The following is a 25,202-nucleotide window of genomic DNA, read 5'->3' on the forward strand; positions in this document are numbered from 1 at the left end:
TATCCTTTTTTACTACCCCTAAATCCCCTGAAGGGGACTTAAGCCTCCACTTTAGGGGAGGTTTGGAGGGGTAAAACGAAAGTAAAATAACAAACGGTAAGTTTGCTTGTTCACAAAAATACTTTTTGGACACCCTCAATTTTTGTTGACACCGTAATTAAGCACTTCATTCACGAAAATTACCGTTTCATGTCATTCGTCATTTATAGATGGAATTGACTTACTACTTTCGCAGGCCTAATTCCCAAGTAGTTTAAATATGTCAATTGAATATTATCAAATCAGCGACAGACAGGTTTTTGAAAATCTTCTTGATCTGGAAAATATTGAGCATTTAAGTTTTCATTATAAAGACGAGAACGCAATCGTTTTGAAAGGCTCCGAAGTATCAAGTTCTGTCTTATTTCAACTTCGGCAGACAGATTTTCTTTTTGTTGTAGCTAATTTTATTGGTGGCCATTGTGTTGTTCAATACCATTCTGTAAGTCCTTTCATTAAGGAACGTATTAGTCAACTTGAATTAATTCGTTCTTGATATGAAATTATTAGAAAAGAGCATGAAATCCAAGTTCATTCATCCCGTATTTGTAGTTTATAAATTATTGGTATTCGTATTTATTTTTCTTGTTAGTAGTCCTGCAGCTACTCAGCCTGCTGAATTAAAGAGCTTGTGGGATATTAAAAAAGGAAACGAGAAAAGTGATGTGCGAAAAGCTGATTATTTAAATATAACTGAGGAAGAGCTATTCGAATATTTTGATGCCTTACCGAGCTTCGGTATGTTTCATGATAACTATTTTATTACTGGTATGCCAACTAACAAAGTTGTGAATGATAATACGGCTGATGCGAAATTTCAGATCAGTATAAGTCAGCGCTTGACAAAGTCCATACTACCCTTTAATTCAACGCTTCTTTTAACTTATTCTCAGAAATCATTTTGGGATATTTATAAAGATTCATCTCCTTTCGCAGAGAATAATTACAATCCTGGTTTAACATTGGTGCGACCAATATTGCGCAACAATCAATTACGTGGAGTAGGAGTTATTGCTTTCGAGCACGAGTCGAATGGTTTAGATTCAATAAGCTCGCGCAGTTGGAATTATTTCGTGGTATCTGGTGTCTATTTTTATAATGCTAATATTTCGGTGCAGGGTAAGTTATGGGCTGGTTGGTTAGGAGATGAAAACAAGGATTTATTAAAATACCGTGGGCATGGTTTGCTAGCCTTAAATTACCGAGGTAGTAACGATCGTTTTTGGGCATCCGCAATAATTAATCCAACCGAGAAGTTTAAATCTATAAATACAACGATTGAACTTAATTACCGGCCAAGTAATAAAGCTAATCAGTACTTGTTTTTGCAATGGTATAATGGCTACGGTGAAAGTTTAATTGATTACAATCAGTATACATCAATGGTGCGTGTAGGCATTTGTATTAAACCATCTATGCGCAACTTTTATTAAAATATCCCTTGCTACCTGTTCCCCAAAAAGCAAGTAGCATATCCCTGATAAGCTTCATTCTACCCCGAATGGAGCTTGTCTTTTTTTAAGAATACTTACTCTGCTGGAATTATCATTTTTTTTAAACTTTAATAATGTCGTTTCAAACGTCAATTTTTCCACTTCCTACAATTGCCAACAATATAAATACGCATGTCTTCTATTTTTACAATCGATTAATGAAATAAAAAAACCAATTCAGTGATGAAAAAACAATTGTTGAACATGTTGACCATAGTAAGCTTAGTGACTATTGTAACTAGCTGTGGTAATTCAACAACAGAAATAGCTAAGCCAAACCGATTTGTGAAAGTGGTGCAATTAGAAAATGCAAACGGCAATAAGCAAGTTGAATTTAATGGGGAACTAAAGGAGAAAAGCGATGTGAATGTTGCTTTCCGTGTAGGTGGACAGATTCTTGAGCTACTTGTGGATGAAGGAGATTATGTGAAGGAAGGGCAAGTGATAGCGCAAATAGATAAGCGCGATTATAATATTCAATTACAATCAGCAAAAGCACAGTATAAGCAAATTGATGGTGAATATAAGAGATACAAAGAACTTTATTCGCAGAAGAAATTGCCTGCTAATACACTTGAGAAGTTAGAGGCTGGATATTTGTCGGCAAAAAGTGGCTACGAAGCTGCACAAAATGCCTTGGCGGATACGGAACTTAAGGCTCCTTTTTCTGGATATGTTTATAAACGTCATATCCATAAATTTGAAAATGTAGGCCCAGGTTTGCCAATTATCTCGTTGCTTGATGTGAGTCAGCTTGAGGTACATTTTAGCTTATCCGAAAGCCAGGTGGCCTTGGTTAAGAACTTCGAAACCATTACCTGTGATGTTTCCAATGCGGGCATTTCTGAAGTAGAAGCGAAATTGTTATCCGTTAATGAAAAGTCGAATGGAAATGATATGTTTGATGTGCGCCTATTAATTGATAATGCGAACAATACTTCATTGAAGCCTGGTATGTCAGTTAAAGTAAAAGTTCAGATGCCGAAGGTTAATCAAAGCTATGCCATGGTTCCTGTGGAAGCTGTCTTTTATCGAGATAATGCGGCCTATGTTTGGATTTATGACACAGAAAAATCCAACGTTAGTAAACAACAAGTTAAGGTTAAGGTTTTTGCAAATAGTGGTATGTTGGGTGTTGAAAGTGGTTTGTCAGGTAACGAACAAGTAGTAACTGCTGGTGTAAATAGCCTTACCGAAAAGCAGCAAGTACGCGTTTTATAAAGTAAATATTCTAAATCATCATTTGTGCGAATAGGTACTCTTTAACGAAGGGCGTCCTGTGTTGATATGCACCTTTGCCATTAATATATAAGTAATGTTAGAAAAGATATTAAATCAAAAAGCTTTCTTAACTTTTTTCTTTATTGCCCTGATATTTGGAGGAGTTTACTCTTTCAACGGAATGGGTAAATTGGAAGATCCTGAGATACCGGTTAAGGCAGCTGTTGTTATCACACCATACCTTGGAGCTTCGGCCGAGGAAGTTGAAAAGGAAGTGACTGATGTACTTGAGAAAGCTATTCAGCGTTTGGAAAACGTTGATTACGTGGAGTCACGTTCTATCGCCGGAATGTCGGAGATAACCATCAATATACAAACACACGTTACAACACAAGAATTGCCCCAGTTATGGGATCACTTGCGCCGTAAGATAAACGATGTTAAAGGTGATTTGCCTCAGGGAGCAATGGATCCAATCATAAATGATGATTTTGGTGATGTGTCAGGAATATTCTTGGCTGTTAGTAACGATGGATACAGCTATTCTGAGTTTCAGGATTATGTTGACTTCATCAAACAAGAAGTATTATTGATTGATGGTGTTAAGCGAATTGACGTATTTGGTAAGCAGAATGAAGTGATCAACATTAGCTTCGATAATGAATATTTTGCATCACTGGGAATTAATCCGATGATGATCTTTCAATTGTTCAATGACCAGGGAACAACAGTTAATCCAGGTTCTTTTAAATCAGGAAGCGAGCGCATTCGAATCGATATTGGAAATAAGTTTCAGGATCTGGATGAGATACGAAATTTTGAAGTTCGTTTGCCCAATGGCGGTCGATATCGCCTGGGTGAAATTGCACGAGTGGAACGTGGCTTTTATGAGCCTGTGATGCAGAAGTTGAAGTTCAATGGTCGCGAAGCAATAAGTTTGGCCATCTCAATGGAAAAAGGTGGCAATGTTATTGAACTGGGCGAAAATATTGAGAAACGTTTAATTGAGTTGCAAAGTGATTTGCCAGTTGGTATCGATTGTCACCCTATCTTCTATCAGCACGAAAAAGTGGATGAAGCCATAAGTGATTTTATGGTGAATTTATTGATGTCGGTATTGATTGTTATCGCGGTTCTTCTTGTTTTTATGGGAATGAAAGCCGGACTTTTAATTGCCAGTGGTTTGGTGTTTACCATTCTGGGTACCTTTATTGTGATGAGCGGAATGGATATAGAGTTGCACCGTGTATCTCTGGCTGCCATTATCATTGCTATGGGTATGTTGGTTGATAATGCCATTGTTGTAGCAGATGGTATCCTCATTGATCTAAAGAAGGGTATGTCGCGAAGTAAGGCTTTTGTGAATACCGCTAAAAAATCGGCCTTACCATTATTAGCCGCAACAGTTGTTGCCATATTGGCTTTTATGCCACTTGGTTTTAATAGTACAATGGCTGGTGAGTTTTTGAAGTCGCTGTTTTTTGTATTGGCCATTTCCTTATTTGTGAGCTGGTTCTTGGCCATGGTGCAAACACCTTTTATGGCACAATACTTTTACCGTCAGAATACTGAAAAGGAAGAGGAGACGAACCCATATGGCGGTCGTTTTTATAAAGGATTTGAAAAAGTAATACGTTTCTCACTATGGCATAAATCTTTATTTACCATTCTTACGGTAGTTGTTATGGTGGGATCATTCATGTGTTTCGGTTTTATCAAACAGAATTTCTTCCCGGCTGCCAATTACGATCAGTTTATTCTTGAGTATCGTTTGCCAGAGGGATCGGATTTAGCTCAGGTTGAGGAAGACTTGGACGAAATACAAAACGAGTTATCAACGTGGGATAACATTAATTACATTGTTACTGGTTTAGGAAGTACGCCAGCACGTTATACCCTGCTGCGTCCAATGAATGGTCTAAGTCAGAATTATGGTGAGCTAATTATTTGTGTCAACGATAAAGAAAGATTAGCCGAAACCATAAATGGCTTACAAGATTATGTGGATCAGCATTATCCTCAATCTGATTCTCGCGCCAGAGAATACATTGCTGTGGGTGGTGAGTTTAAGATTGAAGCCAAATTTACGGGTAAGGATGACCGCGTATTAAAAGAATTGGCTGCTCAGGCAAAAGCAATAATGAATGATGAGCCAATGGCTCGCTTTGTTACTGATAACTGGAAAAATGAAGAGAAAGTGCTGAGCCCAGTTTATTCAAAGGTTAAGGCACGCGAACTCATGGTAAACCGTGTTGATGTGGCAAGAGCTTTAGCCATTGCATCGAGTGGTACGCCAGTTGGTGTGTTTTACGATGGCGAATATCAGCTGCCAGTTATGCTTAAATTGAATCAGTCGCTTGAAAAAGATATTGATCAGGTTAATTCAATTCCTGTTTGGGCGGGATTACCATCAAGCATTCCTTTGGCGCAATTGGTTGATTCGGTTGAGGTAAAGTGGTCGAATAGTCGGATAATGCGATATGATGGTCAACGTGCCATCAAAGCACAGTGTGACCCAATGCCTGGTTATTCTGGTGGTGAATTATATCCTTTCCTGAAAGATAAAATAGAGGCCATACCATTGCCTGATGGTTATGAACTGGAATGGTTAGGTGAAGTAAAAAGCAGTAGACAAGCGAATGAAGGTTTAATGCAGAATTTCCCATTGGCCGTACTATTAATGATCATCATCATTATCGGCTTGTTTAATAATTTCAAACAACCCATTATCATCTTCATGTTGGTGCCCTTGGCCTTTATTGGTGTTATCATGGGTTTTTTACTAACGGGAACCTACTTTACCTTCTTTGCAATGGTGGGTTCGCTTGGCTTGATGGGAATGATGATCAAAAATGCTGTTGTATTGCTTGATGAAATAAACTTGCAAATTGATGGAGGTAAGGATAGAATGAATGCCATCATTGATGCTACCATTTCGAGAGTACGCCCTGTAATGATGGCTTCATTAACTACTATACTTGGTATGTTGCCACTGTTGTGGGATAGAATGTTTGCGAGTATGGCAGTGGCCATTATGTTTGGTTTATTGGTTGGAACCGTTATTACCTTAATCATTGTTCCGGTGCTTTATGCCATGTTTTATAAAGTCAATACAAAGGCTTTACATGGCGAAGAAAAAGAAATAGAAAAATAATCGCATAAATGATTTGGGTTGATAGCTAATACTATTGTTGACCCATTTCACTATAAAACAATAAACTATGAAACGTTTATCATATATTTTAGGCTTAGGTCTTTTACTCGTTGTAAACTCTGTTTTCGCACAAGAATCAATCACGATTGCTAAGGCACGAGAAATGGCCTTGGAATATAATAAGACATTAAAGGTTGCTGATTTACAACGAATGGAAGCCGGTGCTAATCAAAAACAAGCTCGAACAGCTTATCTGCCAATGATTGATGCTAGCGGTACAGCCATGTTTCTGCCGCAGCTGGATAATGTAGAGATTCCAGGTTTTCATTTGCCAACGGCAGATAATAGTGGAAATATTACAGGCATGAGTGACGTGTATTTTCCGGGTGTTAATATTGAAACAGAACGTCTTCAGTTATATCAGGCTCAATTAGATATGCAGATTCCAATTTATGCAGGTGGTCGTATCCGTTATGCCAACAAAATGGCAGATAAGGGAGTTGAAATTGCCGAAGAGGCTTATCAGTTAGAGACAGAGCAAGTGGTGCTCAATACCGATAAGGTTTATTGGCAGTTGGTAGCTTTGAAAGAGAATTTGAAGGTGGCCAATAAATATGTAACCATGCTTGATTCACTTGAAAGCCAATTAAAGGTTATGTATGATATCGGTTTGGTGCCGAAGAGTGAACAATTGAAAGTGTCGGTTCAAAAAAACGAGGCAGAACTTAATTTAATGCGAGCAGCTAATGCCTACCAATTGGTTCAGATGAACCTTTGTCAAACGATAGGTTTGCCCTTGAATTCTGCTGTTGAAGTAGATGACGATTTGAACGAGAACCCTGAGATGCTTTCACTAGCTGATGCATTAAACAAAGCAATGGATAGTAGAAGTGAATTGCATATTTTGGGTAAGCAAGTTGAGATTAATGACTACAGGAAGAAATCGGTTTCAGCCGAGTATCGCCCTAGTTTGGGAGCACAAGTGAGCTATGGTTATACGCATGTGCCAAACCTGATTACAGATCAATTTATGACAACTGCTTCGGCTCAACTATCCATTCCAATCGTTCACTGGGGGGAGAAAAAACACAAGATGGATGCAGCTCGTTATCAAGTGCAGCAATCGCAGTTGAAGTTGGATGAAACACGTGAGTTTGTACAAATGGAAGTACAACAATACATGTTGCAATTAAGCGAGGCCTATGAGTCAATCTTTTTAGCGAAAAAGGGTAAGTTAGAAGCTGAAGAAAACTTGGAAGAAGTAAAGCTGAGTTATGAGGCAGGCTTGAATACAACAACCGACTTATTAAATGCTCAAGCAAGTTGGCAGAAAGCACAGGCCGGATTGTTGGAAGCACTTGCTAATTATGAAATTGCAAAAACAACTTATTACAAAGGTATAGGTCAATTGGCTATTAATTAACCTAATTATTGCCTTAGTGAAGGTAGTTTTTGTTCAGGTAGCGACTTAATAATAAATGAAGTCGCTACCTTTATACTTCTAAATTGATTAACATGGTCAGAAATCATCACCATCCTATTGTGTTTTTGAATTATCGAACACGTTTATTGTTTGAAATAGTGATGTCATTGGTTTTTCACACAATAATTACATTTACCTTATTTAAAGGGAGACCTTTTTTGCTGGGTGGTCTATTTTTCTCCACATGCATATTTATTTTCATATCTGAAGGAATATTTGCGTTTAATAAATTGTTAGGAAGAAAATATCCTTGGCACTCAGACTCTCCCAAACGTTTTCTGTTTTTAATATTGTTTGCCGCTTTTTGGTTTTTTATTACTGTACAAATCGCTCACCCATTAAAGTCTTTACTTGAAAGAGATATGCCACTTTCAAAGCAGATGTATGATATCAGTCTTATTTTTGCTATTTTATTTGTAAGTATATATGTAGTCATGTTGATTGCCTATAATTATCATCAAAGTTTAGGCCATTTTCGTATTGAGAATGAACGCTTAAAGCAAGATAAGTTAAAGCAGGATTATCGCGCTTTGCAAGACCAAATTAATCCGCATTTTTTATTTAATAACCTAAGTACACTTATCGCTATTATTCGTCAAGATCAGAATGCAGCAGTTAGTTTTGCTGAGAATTTTTCGGATGTTTACCGGTACGTACTAAAAAGTAAGGATAGCGTATCTGTTAAGCTTAAAGATGAGCTAGCATTTATCGATTCGTATTTGGCCTTGCACAAAGAACGTTTGGGTGATGGCTTGCAGATGAATATAAATGTGGATGAATCTTTGTTTACGAAAGAACTGCCCGTTCTAAGTTTACAGTTTTTGGTTGAGAATGCAATAAAGCACAATGTAGCTACAATAGCTAGTCCTCTAAAAGTTGAAATAAGCACTAGTGATAATTGTATAATAGTGAGGAATAATCTTAATCCGAAGGAATCAACTTATTCCACTAATACTGGGTTGGACAACCTTAAGAAACGTATTGCTTTCTTGACTAACACGAAGATGGAGATTAGGCAAACGGATAAGGAATTTGTTGTTGTATTACCTTTAATTTAGTTCGATATGATACGAAAAGTGATTATTGTTGAGGATGAAATGCATTCAGGTCAAATGCTTAAAGATATGGTGCTACAATTACGCCCTGAATGGGAAGTGCATGCCATGTTACAAAGCATAGCTGAAACAGTGGAATGGTTAAGCAACAATGAAGAACCTTTTTTGATATTCCTTGATATTGAATTGGCTGATGGTAATTGTTTCTCCATATTTGAGCAAGTGAAGGTAGAAAGCCCTATAATCTTTACAACAGCGTATAACGAGTATGCATTAAAGGCTTTTGAACTGAATAGCATTGATTATTTATTGAAGCCAATTAAAGAAGCTGATTTAAAACGAGCCATTGAGAAATTTGATCGTGCGCTTGAACTAATGGAAAGAGAAACAGCAAGCTCAACCAAAGTCGATTACCAGCAAATTGCACGCTCAATTATGTCTTTTGATGGAGGTTATCGAAAGCGCTTTTTGATTTCAAAACGAGATTCATTCTTTAAATTACGAATTGAGGATATCGCTTATTTCTATTTCGAGGCTCGTGTGACTTTTGCTGTAACTTTTGACGGTAAACAGCACATTATTAATCAGCCACTCGATAAGCTAGATGAGGAGTTAGATCCACAAATATTTTTCAGAGCCAATAGACAAACCATTATTCATGTGGATGCTGTTGATCATTTCGAAACCTACTTTAGTGGTAAGCTAGTGCTTAAGTTAGTTAATAAACTTAACGACAAAATAATGATCAGTCGTGGTAAAGCAGGACAGTTTAAGGATTGGATGAATCAGTAGTTAGAGTCCAAAGTCCGAAGATAGAAGTCCGTAGCCCGGACTTTAATATTTAGATACCTTTCAGATATTGCTTGCAAGTGGTCGCTTGTATCACATTTTCAAGCTCATCTTTTGAAGTTCCTTCGATATAATTCTTAAATACCCTTATCAGTTCCTGATTATGTGCGTCTATATGGGTCTTCGTTTTTACATCTCTTAAGTCAATCATGAACTCGGAAAATAGATTCGAATAATCGTGAATTACCTGTGTGTTTAAATAATGTGTTTCATGATACATTTCATGATAATTGCCTTTTGATTTAGTAATATATGAGCTTTCATTCTTTGAATTTGATATTTCAGAAGATGTTGCACAATGTGGGAGACAATTCTCATCCATTACTTTCTTTTGACATTTATTAATTTGATGGTTCAAACAAAGTCGACTTGTCATTAATACAATGGGGTGATAAATGCTATAATGAAGATCGAAATCATTTGGCTTTTTGATACCTTGAATCTGAGCTTGGCTTATCTCATTTGAAATAAATGCTCCTGAGCAATTAAACTCTTCTTTCAAACATAACAAGCTAAATGAATTTACGATGTTTAAATGTGGCCCGGCAATCCAATTTACGCCTTGTTTGTATGCTTCGTATCCAATGCCTAGGTTGTTCGAAATTATTTCTTCAGGTTTAATGCTTTTTATAAAATCGATTGCAGCATCAAAATCTTCACCAATTAAAATTGTAGGAAACCAAGGAATTAGTTTGGTGTGTTTTGTAAAAAGTTGAATGAGTTTAGTTTTCTGATGATGAATGGCATTTGGTAGCTGATAGTAGATAGTTTCAATATCGCCACACAGCTCAATTTCTTCAGGTGTTGAGATTAATACGGATAATAGATGAGCTTTCTGCGAACGGTATGATCTTGCCAGTTTCGGCGTTTGTACTGCTGCTATATTTTTCCTTGAATCATTCAAATAGTATAATATCTCCTTTTTAATTCTGTTGAGTTCTTTAAATGGGAGATAGACTACATCGGTTAAATTGCTTAAATCAATATCACCAAGTTGATAAGCCGAATCGTTAAGCGAACGAAATTTATCCGTAATTAATTCTTTGCTTAATTCTGCCTGACCTTGGTCGCTAAGAGTAATTTCTGATTGCAAAGTGAATGATTTATCACCACTTATAATCTCTATTTTTAATTGTTCGCCACATACGCCACTTAGCTTTATATCAAAAGGACTTTTGTCGATGCTATGCGTATCTATTTGTTCTTTAACTTCTTTGGACTTGGCTTCTTTTTCGTCTAATAAATCACGTTGGTATTGATCAATTATAGCGGGCTTTTCTTTTTTATGAAGAAGCGATAATCTCTTGATGGTATGATCTCGAGGATTATCAATAAACAAGTCTTTACTAATTTTGTTTTTTAGGAATCCATTGCTCAGATCACGATTAAAGCTTTTGTACAATTCACTTTTGTCCTTGCTTAGAGTATCACCGTTTCTGTATTGATCAAGTTGCTGCTTCCACACCTTAACAACCGAATACACATAGTCGTACTTTTTTATCCGACCTTCTATTTTTAAGGAATCAACTCCTGCATGCATTAATTCATCCACATCTGTAAATGCCGAATTATCTTTTAAATTAATGGGGTACTCAATTTGGCTATTGTCGCTGCTGTACTTATCACGACATGGTTGACTGCATCGACCGCGGTTACCAGAGTTGCCACTTTGTACTGAGCTCATATAACATTGTCCCGAAAATGATATACAATTCGAACCATGAATGAACACCTCAGTCAGCATATTGTTTTTATGACTATGAGCTGTTAGTGATTCAATTTCTGTGATGTTTAATTCTCTGGATAAATTAACCCGAGTGGCCTTGAGCTGATGTAAAAAATCGATTTGCCCTTGGTTGTGCGTTGTTAGCTGCGTAGAGGCATGGATTGGTAGTGATGGAAAGTATTTGTTAAGGATATAAAAAAGGCCAAGATCCTGGATGATGATTCCATCAATGCTTGTATTTACTAACTTGTTAAGGAGCTTAAAGAGTGCAGGTAATTCGCTGTCAGTTAGCAGTACATTGAGTGTAATAAAAATCTGACAATTATTTTTGTGAGCTAATTTTAGGATGCCATATAACTTATCAAAGCTTAGGTTTGTTGCACGATTACGAGCATTGAACTTATCCAGTCCACAATAAATAGCATCAGCACCTGCTAAAATTGCTGCCTTTATTGCATCTACATCTCCACCCGGTGCTAAAAGTTCAACTGCCCTTTTCATTCTTTTTTATTTTGATGCAAATGTAGGTTTTTAAAAGAGGTATAAAATAATCGAGCAGATATAAAAAGAGGCTTTCATCATCGAAAGCCTCTTTAATTATTTATTCAAACAGATTATTTAATAGGCCACCGCTGTCTTCCTTACCTGAGTTTTTGCCATAAGGAGCAATAGCTCGAATTAATTTACTAATTGGCATCGATTGTATCCACACTTTACCGGTTCCACGTAGGGTCGCTAAAAACAAACCTTCGCCACCAAATACCATGGATTTTAAGCCACCCGCTTTTTCAACACTAAAGTCAATGCCATCGGTAAATCCAACCACACAACCAGTATCTATTCTTAGAGTTTCGTTATTTAATTCACGTTCAACCATCGTTCCTCCTGCATGAATAAAGGCCATGCCATCACCTTCTAGTTTTTGAAGAATAAAACCTTCTCCACCGAAAAAGCCAGCTCCAAATTTTTTATTGAAATGCATGGATAGCCTGGTGCCCATGGCAGCGCATAGGAATGCATCTCTTTGAACAATAACTCTTCCGCCAAGCTGATTTAGATTTACAGGAACAATGGTACCTGGGTAAGGAGCTGAGAACGCAACCCGTTTTTTGCCATGACCTGTATGAGTAAAGTGTGTTAGAAATAAGGATTCGCCTGTGATAACACGCGACGCGCCCGAAACTAATTTGCCGAAGAATCCTTGAGCAGGATCAGATCCATCACCCATTTTTGCTTCAAATTGAATGCCTTCTTCCATGTATAACATAGCGCCAGCCTCAGCAATAACTGTTTCTCTTGGGTCGAGTTCTACTTCTACAAATTGAACATCATGACCTTTTATTTCGTAATCAATTTCGTGTGATTGCATGCTTGTAGAATTAAGTGTTAAATTACTTCTTTGATAGCTTCTTGTATTATTTTTGTTCGCTGAGTATCATATGTCTCAGGGTTTTTCTTCCAATCAATGTGCACTTCTTCAATTGGTGAGGCTAATAACTGAGCAACTTCTTCTTTACTTAGTTTAGCGGCTCCGATGAAAAAGCTTTGATTGTATTTATCTAGGAATTTTTCTTCAACCGATTCTGTAATGCTTAGAGGTAAAGAGTTTCCATTGGTAAGTTCTAAAGTTATAACTCTTTCTTTCAGAGATAAACCAAAATAGCGATTGCCATCGCCAACAGGGATGTTTATTTCAAACTTAATGGAAACATCTCCCTTATTATTGAAGCAAGTAACAAAGCATCTGTTCTTTCCTTTTTCATCACCAAAGTACTTGGCCATTTTGGGGCTTACCTCGTAAAATAATTCACTGCGCTCCGATTTTTTATCTACAGTATTGTCAATTGCTAGAGTACTAACTGCTGCAGCAGAAAGCGGTGCAGTTGTGTCTTCCAATTTAGAAACAGCTTGTTTTAATGCTTCTTCGTATTGCCAAGTACCATTATCAAAGAGAATGACTGTTTTGCCAGATTCTGTGACAGCTTTTTCCTGAGCAGTTAATTGAAGTGCGATAAACAGTGTTGCGGTCAGAAGAAAAGTGTATTTCATGAGTTTTTATTTTATTTATATTGCCACATGGAACTCGCCAAATCAGAACATCTTCCTGTTTGAGAATCAATTCTCATGGTTCGTTTCATAATATTTTGTTACAATTGGATTAACTAAGATAAGGTATTTTTTTGCGATTATTTATTAAGCTAAAGAGTTCGAATCATTTCATATTGTTTGCCAGCAAGCGGAATTGCATTAGCAACTAAAAAATCATTTATGGAATTACAATTTTCTTCTGTGTTAATGATTTTAATATCAGAGTGTTTGCTTTTCTTTAATGCTTCGCCTAAAAGATAAGATGCAATTCCTTTTCTGCGGTGTTCAGGATGAATAACAATTTGTGTGAGGTCGCCAGATGTTGGCTCCAGGATGGCATAGCCTATTAGTTGTTTTTCGCAAAAGGCTCCCAGAATAATAAAGTCACTCGTCTTACGATTTATTGCTTCAAAGCTATTTTGCCATGAGGGGATAAAATCAAAGAATGTTTGCGAAGCAATAATGTCTGATAATGTAATTGTATGAACTTGATAATTGGCGTCAAGGGACTTGGTTTTCAACACCATTTTATCCATATCCTGAACAAAGTAATTAAAGGAACGTGTTGTTTTGAAACCGAGTTTCTGATATACAGATACCGCTTTGGTATTACGCTGCAATACTTCAAGTAGATATTGTTCGATACCCTCTTCTTTTAAAATAGGTAGGGAGTATTCAAATATTTTAGTGGCTAATCCTTGACCGCGATATTCTTTAATGGTTCCTGTACCTGTATCATAGGCTGTTTTCTTTCCATTGAAATTTCCTATGCCGTTAAGAGTGAAGGCGATTATGTTTTCGTCATCGAAAGCAGCAAACGATAATTCGGGCCTGAAACCTCGTCTTTGTATCATGGTACGAAACCCTTCTTTATCCAGTTGTATCTCGTAATCCTTAAAGGCCTCACCAAAGGCTCTGAATATGGTGTCGAGGGGGATGTTAGTTAGTGATTTTATTGGGTAGCTCATTTGTATTAGCTTAAGAAAAAATGTTCTTTATAATTGTTTAAATTCATATTGGTAAAATACCACTTGATCGGATGGCCCCTTTTCTTCTGATAGTGTGAAACCTGTCTTCTCCAAAACTTTGATTGATCCGATGTTATGTTTTTCAACACCTCCCGAAATGGATTTGATGTCACCAATTGCTTCACACCAAAGTAATAAGCCGTGTATTAATTCGGTACCCAAGCCCTGTCCCCAGAAAGGTTCAGCCAATAAATAGCCAAAACGTAATTCATATGGTTTGGTAGCTAACTCAGTCTCATAAATGAAAATGTAGCCTATTATATTACCACTACCTGAAAGTGTAACACTTAAAAAATGACTGTCAGCATCTCTGTCTTTTAACCATTGTAATGCTTTGGAAATTGAATCAATATTTTGCCAACCATCAGGAAGTGATTGGGTCACTTTGGGAGAAAGAATGTCAATGACTGATTGGGCAAAAACAGTTTCTGAGCTCTTGTGTTTTGCCCAGCCTTCGACTGACAATCGTTTAGTCGTAAAATAACAGCTTTGCTGTATTGTTTGCTTTTTCATTGCTGCTCGTATTGTTGAACAAGTTCAACCGTTCGATAAAGTAATTCCGATCCGCCAAAATTACCGTGCCCTGGAACGACTGTTTTAATTACAGGGTAGGTTTTGATGATGTTTATGATCGTGTTTTCCCATTCGTTGGTGACGGCATCGGATAGATTACCTAAGTTAGTCGAGTGATAGGATTTAACCAGGCATCCGCCAAATAAAACTTGCTGAGTAGGAAGCCAAACGGTGATGTTGTCGAACGAATGACCAGCACCAAAAAAACGACAAACGATTGGTACCCCGTTGAAATCAAAATTTAAAGAGTCGCTGAATGTTGTGTTCGGTTCAGCAAGGTTTAATTCTCGACACTTTGCTTTTGTTAATATATGCGCAATGGATTTTATGCCATGTTTCTCCAGGTAGGGGAGACCACCTAAACAATCATCGTGATAGTGTCCTATAATTAAATGACTTGGTTCGGCTTTAAAATGATCACGAATGTACTTGCAGAGTCGCTCTGTTTTATCAATGTCCATTGGTGTATCTACCAATAGAGCATTGCCATCTTTTACTACCAACAAACCATTGGAAGGAAAGCGACCAAAGGTGTCGCTTTCGCGCCAAGTTATATGTACAAATATTGAATCTTGCAGATGAATTAGTTGAATATCATCATCAATTACAATTTTATTATTGCTTTGCCCAATTACATTTAAAGCTAGTAATAGTAGGGGTAGGATAAGGGTTAGTTTGAGCATGGCTTATCGGCTTCTTAATTTCGAAAGTAATCTTAGTATTTCAAGATAAAGCCAAATAAGAGTAACCATTAATCCAAAGGCGCCATACCATTCCATGTATTTTGGGGCTTTTGCCGCAGCTCCTTCTTCAATAAAATCGAAATCCATTACCAGATTAAGAGCAGCAATGGCAACAATAACAAGAGATATCCCAATGCTTAATGGAGAATTATCATGTAGAAATGGGAGGTTGAAACCAAAGAAGCCACCAATGAATGAAACGAGGTAAAGAAATGCGATTCCGGCTGTGGCCGATGTTACCATTAATTTGAAATTCTCGGTTGCTTTGATAATTCCTAATCGATAGATGATTAACAAACCAAACAATATTCCAAAGGTTAGAACAATGGCCTGAAGTACTATCCCAGGATAGCTCATCTCCATCATAGCCGATATGCCACCAAGTGCTAATCCTTCAAAAAGACAATAAAGCGGAGCTAAGTAAGGGGCTAAAGTCTTCTTAAAGATAATGATGATAGCAGTGATAAACCCAAGTATAAAACCACCAAAGATATAAGGTTGAACACTAGCTATATCTTGATTGACCATAAATATGTCCCATGTGAAAACGGCTGCTGCAAAAGCCAATAGAGCCAACAGGGCTGTTTTGTTAACGGTTCCGTTAATGGTCATCACATCAGCAGTATTGTCTGTGATGCTCGCTGATTTAAATATTTTGCTGTTTAATGCTGGATTACTCGATTTGTATAATGCCATTGTTAAGGTTTATTTTATTGAGTTTATTTTTGCTTATTATTAGTGCTAGTAAAGATGCTTATTTATGTGCATATGACCAAGTGAAACTCTTTTTAAGCCCCTTTAGGGTTTGGGGTGGAGTGAGTTAAGTTTGGGCTAGGACTGTTTTTTTTTAATGCCCCTAAATCCCCTAAAGGGGACTTTGGTTTTCGCCTAATTTAATTTCACACACTTTTGTGATTTCTTAAATGACCTTATCAATATTGTGCTCAACCTCGTCATTTGTGAATCTGATCACATCTATTCCCCAATGCCTGAGCTCTGCTTCCCGTCCTATGTCATATTCTTTTTGTTCCATATTCAAATGAATGCCTCCGTCAACTTCTATGATAAGCTTTATTGGATGACAATAGAAATCAGCAATGAAAATGTCAATTGGATGTTGTGCTCTAAATTTTAAACCTAATACTTGTTTCCCTTTTAGCCTATCCCAAAGATTTGTTTCGCAGGGAGTCATATTTAGTCGCAAGAACTTTGCCTTCTCAAATATTGCTGGTTTGGCATTGTAAAACATGTTCACCTGATCGCTTATGCTCATGAACTGCACTTTTTTAAGCCCCTTTAGGGGGTTGGGGTGGTAATGGTTTGTCTTTATTCTTCTTTCGTTTCTTTTTATCCTTGGTATCAAATATTTCTTTCATTTGAATTCTTTGCAATCTCAAGAAATCAAAATTTTCTGTTAAATAATCAACGAACTTAATAAAATCCTGATGTTCCTTAATTGGCAATCCTATTTCTATTAAATTTTCAAGATACGAATGGGGATTGTTATAGTAAACCGATTTGTGTGTAACATTATTATAAGTCTCAATCGTATATGCAGCTCCATCCATTATTGATGAGAAAAAATCCTCATTTTTGACTTTATATCTCTTATCGTCTTTTGTTAATTTCAAATTTATCTCGTCTTGATTCGGAATATTGGCAATTTGAAAACTATCAAGTTTAATCTCGAATTGCTTCCAGTCAATTACTGTTTTTATTGAATCCTGAAATACAAAAGTTCTTAGAGTATCGACGTATTTATAATACCCAAGTCTATAATCCCAATTGTTGTTAAAATCTTTTGTTATCAGAATGAGCTTGTCAGGAAAGAAGAAATTACAAATCCATAATCGTAATTCATATTGATTTGAATCGGAAATAATCTCACGTTCCAAATCAGTTTCTTTTACGTCTTCTAAAAGAATCTGATTAAAGCTTTTTGTTGTAATCGTATCTTGTCCGTTTACTTTTATGGTAAACAAAATCAAGATAATTGTTATATGCTGTATCGATCTCATAAATATGCAGCTAATGTATATTTAAAACTTCACACCTGACTCCACCTCAAAACCATTGTAGGTAGCAAATTGCCATATTTCAATAATTTTATTGACATCAATCTCGTAGGGTTTGTACTGGCGGTTGGTCGATACCAATAGGAGTGTTCTATCTTTTTTAATCTGATTATACACCACTTTAAATACAATGCCATCGTCTTTGGTAACGATGATGCAAGGTGTGCCATCTTTAATGTTTTTCCAGTTTTGCACAAAAGCTCCCGTTACCCAGGCACCTTCGGGTATGGGTAGCATTGAGTCGCCTTTGATTTGAAAAGTGCGGTAGGTCTTTTCCTTAGGTAGGAAAGGTAGAGAGAACTTGGGCAGCGACGCGATAAAACCTAGGTCGCCATAATCGGAGGTATAACCAGCTTGCGCTTTAACAGGTACCATTTCAATGTTCTCATCGCCATCCTTATCAACCGATACGGTGAGCAAGCGTAGCTTTTGTCCCGTTACATCTATGTCGAATCCACCCTCTATTTGCGAGAGTTGAAAATCGGAGAGCTCTTGTAGTTTATAGCGAATAAGTGCATCGATGGATAGTTTAAAGTAATCGGCAAATTTTACCAATGTTTTAAAAGGTGGTTGCACGTTTTTTTCGTAGCCAGCAAGTGTGGTGCGTGTAAGTCCCAAATCTTTCGAAAGGTCGGCTTGCGATTGTTTGCGTCGGGTACGGAGGAATTTAATATTTTCAGCAAAAAACATAGTCTTGTTTTTTTATAAAAGCTACTAGCTTTTTTTATCCTTAGTTATCAGCCTTTTCTATTCAAAGCCTACAAAACTTCCTTCTTAATATTTCATAAAGATAATAATAATGTCTAATTTATAGTCGGGAAAATGACGAAATAATCGACAAAATGCAAAAAACAATATTGCACATGGATTTAGATACTTTTTTTGTATCGTGTGAGCGCTTGATGGATAGTAAATTAAATGATCGTCCGGTGCTGATTGGTGGAACTTCCGACAGGGGAGTGGTGGCGGCGTGCAGTTACGAGGCAAGGCAATATGGTATTCACTCGGCTATGCCTATGAAGATGGCGCGGCAACTGTGCCCGCATGCTACGGTTATTCGTGGTAACAGTGGTGTGTACAGTAAGTTTTCGGATGCGGTAACGGATATTATTCGCGAGCGTTCACCACTGTTTGAAAAGTCGTCGATAGATGAATTTTATGTGGATGTGAGTGGGATGGATCGTTATGTACAAACGACTTACTTGTGGGCTAAAGAGCTGCGTGAGAAGATTATTCATGAAACCAGCTTGCCCATCTCATTTGGTCTGTCTACTAATAAAACAGTTTCGAAGGTGGGCACCAGCGAAGCCAAACCTAACAACCACATTCAGATTGTGAAGGGTTATGAGAAGCCTTTTTTGGCACCTTTGTCGGTAAAGAAGATACCAATGGTGGGTAATCAAACTTACAGGCTCTTACGTCAGATGGGGATCGAGCGGGTGCGAACGGTGCAGGAAATGCCAGTGGAATTGATGGAGCGGGTCTTGGGTAAAAACGGGGTGGTAATCTGGAAGAAGGCGCAGGGAATTGATAATACACCTGTGGTGGCTTATCACGAGCGTAAATCCATCTCCATGGAGCGAACCTTTGAGAAGGATACTACCGATGTGTATAAATTGCGAACTATTATTTTATCAATGGCTGAGAACTTGGCTTTTCAGTTGCGTAATGGTAATAAGCTAACGGCTTGTGTGTCGGTGAAGGTGCGTTACAGCGATTTTCAGACGCACACCAAACAGAAACGTATCTCTTACACTTCGCTTGATCATACTTTAATAGATGTGGTGAAAGGTTTGTTTGATAAGGTATATGACCGAAGGGTGCTGGTACGGCTTATTGGTGTTCGCTTTAGTCACCTCATAGGAGGTAGTTACCAAATCCGGCTCTTCGAAGATTCGTTTAAGCTCATTAAATTGTATCAGGCCATGGATAAGGTGCGCGATCGCTATGGCCAGCAAGCTGTGAAACGTGCCATTGGCATGGGCTCAACAACCATCGGGCACATGAATCCTTTTAATGGTCAGGCTCCTGTCATTCCAGCGCATCGACGACTTTAATTAGCCAATGTGTCAATTAAGCAATTTGAAAATGAGCTAATAATGATCAATGAATTACTAAGCTGATAGCCATCTTGTTACTTTATACTAAGATTAACCTCTACCTATCTAACAATCTATTGTCTACTGGTTTAATATCTAGTAGTCTAAAAGTCTATTATCTAGTTTTCTATGCTGATAAACTGTCATACATATTATAGTTTCAAATACGGAACACTTTCGGTTGAAGATCTGTTGAAAGCTGCTACAGAGGATGCATACCAAACCTTGGCTGTAACCGACATTAATAGCACTTCGGCTTGCATCGATTTTGTTCGTCGAGCGGCGGAGTTTAATATTAAGCCAGTGGTAGGGATTGATTTTCGCAATGGGGTAGAGCAGCAATTTGTGGGTATTGCTCGTAACAATGAGGGCTTTCGCGAGCTGAATGAATACCTCACACCACACCGGCATTCGGGTGCGCCTTTCGATGCTGTAGCGCCTGCTTTTGACAATGTCTATGTGATTTATCCCTTTTCCAATGAAGATCGTCCTTTGCGGGAGAATGAGTTCATAGGTGTTAGTCCTGAACAGTTGAAGAACCTGCCTTTTTCGCATTGGAAAAATCAACAGCACAAATTGGTGATTCAGCATAGAGTTACCTTCAGGCACAAGCACGATTTTAATGTGCACCGCCTGCTTCGAGCTATTGATTTAAATACTTTATTGAGCAAGTTGCCAGAGAGTGAGCAGGCAGGTTTAAGTGATACGCTTTTGCCAAAGGACGAGCTACGTACTTTGTTTTCCGATTATCCGGTGGTGATGCGCAATACAGAGAACCTATTAGCCGATTGTTCCATTGATTTCAAGTTGGGTGTCAACAAGAATAAACGCTATTTTCTGGGCTCTTACGAAAAGGATTTTGCCTACTTGAAGGCGGAGTGCGAGGAGGGATTAAAATACCGTTTCCCCGAAAAGCCGCCCGAGGTTATCGAACGCATGAATAAGGAGTTGAAGACCATTCGTGAGTTGGGCTTTTGTGCCTATTTTTTGGTGACTAACGACATTGTGAAATATGCCCGAAGTAAAGGTTATTACTACGTGGGGCGGGGCAGTGGAGCCAATAGTTTGGTGGCCTACTTGTTACGCTTAACCAATGTCGATCCCATTGACCTGAATCTGTATTTCGAACGTTTCATCAACCCTTACCGTACTTCGCCACCCGATTTCGACATAGACTTTTCTTGGACAGATCGTGATGATGTGACACGTTATATTTTTGAACGCTATGGCTACGATCATGTGGCACTTTTGGGAACCTACATCACCTTCAACCATAAGTCGGCTTTTCGCGAGATAGGTAAGGTGTTTGGCCTGCCCGACGAGGAGATTGTGAGTCTTCAGAAAAATCCATCGCCCGAAAATTATGGGCAATATGGCAAGTGGGTGATTAAGTACAGTCAGTACATCGATGGTTTTCCCAGTCATTGTAGCATCCATTCCAGTGGTATCATCATTTCTGAGGAACCTCTTTCGTATTATGCCTCAACGGAGCTATTGCCCAAGGGCTTTCCATCGCTTCAGTTTGATATGTATGTGGCAGAAGATGTGGGTTTGCATAAGTTTGATATCCTGAGTCAGCGGGGCTTGAGTAAAATAAAGGATTCGCTGGATTTGATTAAAGAGAATAAGAATGTGGATATCGATATTCATAATATTCAAAAGTTTAAAGAAGATGAGCTGATAAAAGAACATCTGAAGGTAGGGAAGGCCATTGGCTGTTTTTATGTGGAATCGCCGGCCATGCGTATGTTGCTGACTAAGTTAAAGGCCGATGATTATTTGCGTTTGGTGGCGGCCAGTTCCATTATTCGCCCTGGTGTGGCTAAGAGTGGCATGATGCGCGAGTATATTCTCCGTTTTCAGGATGAGAAGCGGAGGGAGAAGGCCAAGCGTGATTTGCCAGAATTGTATGAGATACTGGACGAGACCTATGGGGTAATGGTGTATCAGGAGGATGTGATTAAGGTGGCGCATTATTTTGCAGGTTTGAGTTTGGATGAGGCCGATATTCTTCGGCGTGGTATGTCGTGGAAATTCAGGCAACGGAACGAGTTTTGGAAGGTACGTGATAAGTTTTATAGCAATTGCAAAGAAAAGGGTTATGCGGAGCAAACGGTGAAAGATATTTGGATGCAGATTGAGAGTTTTGCCAATTATGCATTTGCTAAAGGCCACTCGGCCAGTTACGCCATCGAAAGTTATCAGGCGCTTTATTTGAAGGCGCATTACCCTTTGGAGTACATGGTGGCAACTTTGAATAATGGCGGTGGTTTTTATCGGCAAGAGCTGTATTTGCACGAGGCACGCATGAATGGGGCCGAGGTAGAAGCACCTTGCGTGAATCAGAGTGATTGGTTGTGTCGCATTACAGGCAATTGTATTTATCTGGGTTTTGGTATGTTGCATAATCTGGAGAAGGCAACCCCCAGAGCTTTTCTGGCCGAGCGCAACGATGGTGGTTACTTTAACGATATGGCCGATTTTGTGTTGCGGGTAGGTGTATCGCTGGAGCAATTATTGATATTGATTCGTGTAGGAGCTTTTCGTTTTACAGGCAAGGGCAAAAAGGAGTTACTGTGGGATGCGCATCATCTGTTGGGACATTCAAAAAAGACCAAACCGGAGAAAACCTTGTTTTTGCCCGAAGTAAAAGAGTTTGAATTGCCCGAGTTATGGAGTCATCATCTGGAAAGTGCTTTTGACGAAATTGAACTATTAGGCTTTCCGCTTATGAGTCCCTTTAAGTTATTGGCTGATGATTTGCCATCGACACTGCGAGCTTGCGATTTGCCACTTTTAATCAATAAGTATGTATCGATAGTGGCTTACATGGTAACGCGTAAACCCACGCGCACAGCCAATGGGCAGACTATGTTCTTTGGCACCTGGCTCGATGTTCAGGGTTTTTGGGTAGATACGGTGCATTTTGCTGAGTCGGCGCGTCAATATCCTTATCGTGGACCCGGGTGTTACCATATTTTTGGCACCGTAGTTAGCGAATATGGTTTCATAAGCATTGAAGTAAGTAAGATGTATCGCCTACATAACCAGACCTTGGAAGAGAATACGCGGTTGAAGAGGTAGTTTGACTAACGTTTACGAGTTAACCAATTGCTTGTTTACCGCTTCCTTGTACGATTTGCCTATTGGTATGTACTTGCTTACAGTGTCAAGTTTTAATTGGTTGCCATAGAATGCAGCAATCTTCTCGATATTTACGATGTATGATTTATGCACACGGATAAAGCCATGCTGCTCCAGCGTTTGCTCTAGATTACGCAATGAATCGAGGGATACTAGTTTTTCATTGTTGCAATAAAACGTAACGTATTCTCGTAAACCTTCAATATAGAGGATGTCTTTGAATTTAAGTCGATAGATTTTATGGTCGGCTTTTACCATAATGTAATCTTTTGAGTCTGCTTGTGTATCTGTAATTGCTTGAGGAGCGTTGGTTTCGTTGCGGGATGGAAGGCGATCAGCCACTTTATTGATGGTATGCATAAAGCGCTCAAAAGAAAAGGGTTTAACTAAGTAGTCAAGAACGTCTAATTCATAACCTTCAATGGCATACTCCATATAGGCTGTTGTGAAAACAACTAAAGGTTTTTTAGTGAGGGTTTTTAAGAAATCGATACCTGTTATATCGGGCATCTGTATGTCTAGAAACATGAGATCAACCTGGTTGTATTGCAATAAGGGTAATGCTTCGAGTGGTGATTTAAAACTGCCTAGTAATTCGAGATGTGAGAATTTACTAATAAAATCCTGCAATAATTCCCGGGCTGGAAATTCATCGTCGATAATTATACACCTTACTTTCATATGTCTAAAATTTGCTTTCAATTGTCATATGGAACTCGCCAATTTGGTCATCTTCGTGTGTGAGAACTTTCTATCATGGCTCGTTTCATCTGATTATATTTTTGTTGTTTAAGGTCAGATGGAACTCGCCTCCCGATGACTATCTGGATTAGTCATTGACTTCGTCGATCTCACGATTCTTCTGAGTGAGAGTCCCGATAATTATCGGGATTCTCATGGCTCGTTTCATACAGACACATATTTAATTTCCACAGTTATATACAGACTAGGATTAAAGGGGTGAACTTGAGTTTATGATAAAAAAATCTGAAGCTTAACATGGTACTCTTTTGGTTGGCGAAAGATACCAATAATATGCTTATTGGGATATAGGTATTTTAAACGGCGCTTCACATTTTCGATTCCAATACCTCCATCTTTACTTGTTGCGGCTTTTTGATCAGGAATACTGTTTTTTATTTCAAAATCAATTGTTTTCTCACATGAGGTTAAGCTTATTGATATCCAGCCCTTATCGGTATCTTCAATTTTACTGTGTTTGAAACTGTTCTCGATAAATGGAATGAGCAACATGGGTTCTATCATGGTCATTCTGTCGGCTCTATCAATATCAATGTGTAGCTTTGGTATGCCTTCAATTTTGATGCGTTGAAATTCGATGAAGTTTTTAATGTAATCCACTTCTTTACCGAGTTTGACTTTTACATCCTCCGACTCGTAAAGTACATACCTTAACATGGCCGATAGTTTTAAAACCATGTCAGGTGTTTTTACCGAATGCAACATCGATAAGGAATAAATATTATTTAGTGCATTGAATAGAAAATGCGGATTCATTTGTGATTTTAGAAACTTCATCTCGGAGATGAGGTTTTGATTAACCAGTTTTAACTCAAGCTGTTTTCGGCCTCTTGATTCGAAATAGACACCAAATAAGGTGCTTATAAATAGAATTAAAATAGCTGATATGGCACCGCTTCGCATGTGGACCCGTCTGAAGTCGGGATTTGGCTTTCCAAATATAGGAGGTGGAAATTCATTGAGTTCTTTCTTTCTGTGAAATTGAATGCTGTCTTTTATAACAGGTTTATGTGAGAATCGTTCTTTTGGTGGCAATTCTTCCCAATATTTATCGCGTACTAATTGGCCTGCGTAGTGATGAAAGAGAACAGAACAAGTAATGAGAATGATGACACCTATGCCATACTTAAGGTAGCCTCCTTTTACAAAATAGCGCGGCATTAGAAGGTAGGCATTGCTGTAAAATACAAAGATGCTAATAAGAATTGAGCCCAAAGAAAGCATCAAAGCATCTTTTGTTTCCATAAAAACGGCAGGTACATAAAATGCCAATGAACCGAAACCGATCCATAGCAAGATGTGCACCATAATGTTAATAAGCCTGTTTCGTTTCATTCTTTATTTAATGTTGCTGCTAACTAGTCTTTGGCTATCCTGTATTAATAGACGATTCTTATCATTTATTCCTTTGAACATGCTATGTTTTTTCAGTTTCCTTTCATCTCCATGAGAGTAAAGCTAAAAAAAATAGGGTGTTCGAAATCATCATTTGAGACTGTTCACTGAGCGAAGTCGAAGTGATTTCATTTTGAATACCACTTCTGTAAGTGTTTCATCTCGATACCCCTTCGACAAGCTATTAGATTAGCAATTCTAATATTATTCTTAAATTTTAGATTAATTTCTGAAAACCAGAAGAGTTGAGGTGAACTATCTCGACAATCAAATCA

21 protein-coding genes are annotated in these 25,202 nt (G+C 38.1%); 9 read left to right on the plus strand and 12 right to left on the minus strand.

Translation table 11 applies throughout. The features are described 5' to 3' along the window. Positions 1-259: 259 nt before the first annotated feature. The 7 genes from ACRD7B_RS20710 to ACRD7B_RS20740 all read left to right on the plus strand — a co-directional run bounded on the left by ACRD7B_RS20710 (position 260) and on the right by ACRD7B_RS20740 (position 9,237). A complete protein-coding gene (locus ACRD7B_RS20710) occupies positions 260-535 on the plus strand; it encodes a hypothetical protein (protein ID WP_430826573.1) in 276 nt (91 codons plus the stop codon). A 1-nt stretch (position 536) separates the two neighbouring features. After that, positions 537-1,472: a phospholipase A gene (locus ACRD7B_RS20715; protein WP_430826574.1), complete on the plus strand. Its 936-nt coding sequence runs from the start codon at positions 537-539 to the stop codon at positions 1,470-1,472. 243 nt (positions 1,473-1,715) lie between these two features. Further along, a complete protein-coding gene (locus ACRD7B_RS20720) occupies positions 1,716-2,753 on the plus strand; it encodes an efflux RND transporter periplasmic adaptor subunit (RefSeq protein WP_430826575.1) in 1,038 nt (345 codons plus the stop codon). Between the two features lie 94 nt (positions 2,754-2,847). Then, the gene (locus ACRD7B_RS20725) at positions 2,848-5,907 is read left to right on the plus strand and encodes an efflux RND transporter permease subunit (protein WP_430826576.1); all 3,060 of its coding nucleotides are present in this window, start codon (positions 2,848-2,850) and stop codon (positions 5,905-5,907) included. A gap of 67 nt (positions 5,908-5,974) precedes the next feature. Further along, a complete protein-coding gene (locus ACRD7B_RS20730) occupies positions 5,975-7,330 on the plus strand; it encodes a TolC family protein (RefSeq protein WP_430826577.1) in 1,356 nt (451 codons plus the stop codon). A gap of 92 nt (positions 7,331-7,422) precedes the next feature. Further along, positions 7,423-8,448 (plus strand): sensor histidine kinase, encoded by a 1,026-nt coding sequence (locus ACRD7B_RS20735; RefSeq protein ID WP_430826578.1) that lies wholly within the window; start codon positions 7,423-7,425, stop codon positions 8,446-8,448. A gap of 6 nt (positions 8,449-8,454) precedes the next feature. Beyond that, positions 8,455-9,237: a LytR/AlgR family response regulator transcription factor gene (locus tag ACRD7B_RS20740; RefSeq protein WP_430826579.1), complete on the plus strand. Its 783-nt coding sequence runs from the start codon at positions 8,455-8,457 to the stop codon at positions 9,235-9,237. 49 nt (positions 9,238-9,286) lie between these two features. Here the strand turns inward: ACRD7B_RS20740 and ACRD7B_RS20745 are convergent, their stop codons facing one another. From ACRD7B_RS20745 to ACRD7B_RS20790, 10 genes are all read right to left on the minus strand, one after another. Next, a complete protein-coding gene (locus ACRD7B_RS20745) occupies positions 9,287-11,521 on the minus strand; it encodes a U32 family peptidase (RefSeq protein WP_430826580.1) in 2,235 nt (744 codons plus the stop codon). Between the two features lie 100 nt (positions 11,522-11,621). Further along, positions 11,622-12,389, minus strand: coding sequence for a TIGR00266 family protein (locus ACRD7B_RS20750; RefSeq protein WP_430826581.1), 768 nt, complete (start codon positions 12,387-12,389; stop codon positions 11,622-11,624). A gap of 17 nt (positions 12,390-12,406) precedes the next feature. After that, on the minus strand, positions 12,407-13,069 hold the full coding sequence (locus ACRD7B_RS20755) for a hypothetical protein (protein WP_430826582.1): 663 nt from the start codon (positions 13,067-13,069) through the stop codon (positions 12,407-12,409). A 149-nt stretch (positions 13,070-13,218) separates the two neighbouring features. Then, positions 13,219-14,076, minus strand: a complete 858-nt coding sequence (locus ACRD7B_RS20760) for a GNAT family N-acetyltransferase (protein WP_430826583.1) — start codon at positions 14,074-14,076, stop codon at positions 13,219-13,221. A gap of 27 nt (positions 14,077-14,103) precedes the next feature. Then, complete coding sequence (locus ACRD7B_RS20765; protein WP_430826584.1) at positions 14,104-14,649, minus strand: GNAT family N-acetyltransferase; 546 nt, start codon at positions 14,647-14,649, stop codon at positions 14,104-14,106. Further along, a complete protein-coding gene (gene bla / locus ACRD7B_RS20770) occupies positions 14,646-15,392 on the minus strand; it encodes a subclass B1 metallo-beta-lactamase (protein ID WP_430826585.1) in 747 nt (248 codons plus the stop codon). The genes ACRD7B_RS20765 and bla overlap by 4 nt, the downstream gene beginning before the upstream one ends. A 3-nt stretch (positions 15,393-15,395) precedes the next feature. Next, a complete protein-coding gene (locus ACRD7B_RS20775; RefSeq protein WP_430826586.1) occupies positions 15,396-16,148 on the minus strand; it encodes a Bax inhibitor-1/YccA family protein in 753 nt (250 codons plus the stop codon). Positions 16,149-16,371: 223 nt separating this feature from the next. Then, entirely contained in the window at positions 16,372-16,725 is a 354-nt protein-coding gene (locus tag ACRD7B_RS20780; RefSeq protein ID WP_430826587.1) for an endonuclease domain-containing protein, read from the minus strand. Positions 16,726-16,738: 13 nt separating this feature from the next. Continuing rightward, a complete protein-coding gene (locus ACRD7B_RS20785) occupies positions 16,739-17,470 on the minus strand; it encodes a hypothetical protein (RefSeq protein WP_430826588.1) in 732 nt (243 codons plus the stop codon). Positions 17,471-17,491: 21 nt separating this feature from the next. Next, positions 17,492-18,217 (minus strand): XRE family transcriptional regulator, encoded by a 726-nt coding sequence (locus ACRD7B_RS20790; RefSeq protein ID WP_430826589.1) that lies wholly within the window; start codon positions 18,215-18,217, stop codon positions 17,492-17,494. Positions 18,218-18,369: 152 nt separating this feature from the next. On the opposite strand from ACRD7B_RS20790, the gene dinB reads away from it, so the two are divergent. Beyond that, positions 18,370-19,584 (plus strand): DNA polymerase IV, encoded by a 1,215-nt coding sequence (gene dinB, locus ACRD7B_RS20795; protein WP_430826590.1) that lies wholly within the window; start codon positions 18,370-18,372, stop codon positions 19,582-19,584. 171 nt (positions 19,585-19,755) lie between these two features. Next, positions 19,756-22,710 carry a DNA polymerase III subunit alpha gene (locus tag ACRD7B_RS20800; protein ID WP_430826591.1) on the plus strand — a complete coding sequence of 985 codons (2,955 nt, stop codon included), beginning with the start codon at positions 19,756-19,758 and terminating at the stop codon, positions 22,708-22,710. A gap of 12 nt (positions 22,711-22,722) precedes the next feature. On the opposite strand, the gene ACRD7B_RS20805 is transcribed toward ACRD7B_RS20800, so the two are convergent. Both ACRD7B_RS20805 and ACRD7B_RS20810 read right to left on the minus strand, forming a co-directional pair. Continuing rightward, positions 22,723-23,451, minus strand: coding sequence for a LytR/AlgR family response regulator transcription factor (locus tag ACRD7B_RS20805; protein WP_430826592.1), 729 nt, complete (start codon positions 23,449-23,451; stop codon positions 22,723-22,725). Positions 23,452-23,742: 291 nt separating this feature from the next. Then, positions 23,743-24,867: a sensor histidine kinase gene (locus ACRD7B_RS20810; protein ID WP_430826593.1), complete on the minus strand. Its 1,125-nt coding sequence runs from the start codon at positions 24,865-24,867 to the stop codon at positions 23,743-23,745. Positions 24,868-25,202 lie beyond the last annotated feature (335 nt).

Origin of the sequence: Carboxylicivirga fragile, assembly GCF_050589805.1 — a bacterium.
Taxonomy (GTDB): Bacteria; Bacteroidota; Bacteroidia; order Bacteroidales; family Marinilabiliaceae; genus Carboxylicivirga; species Carboxylicivirga fragile.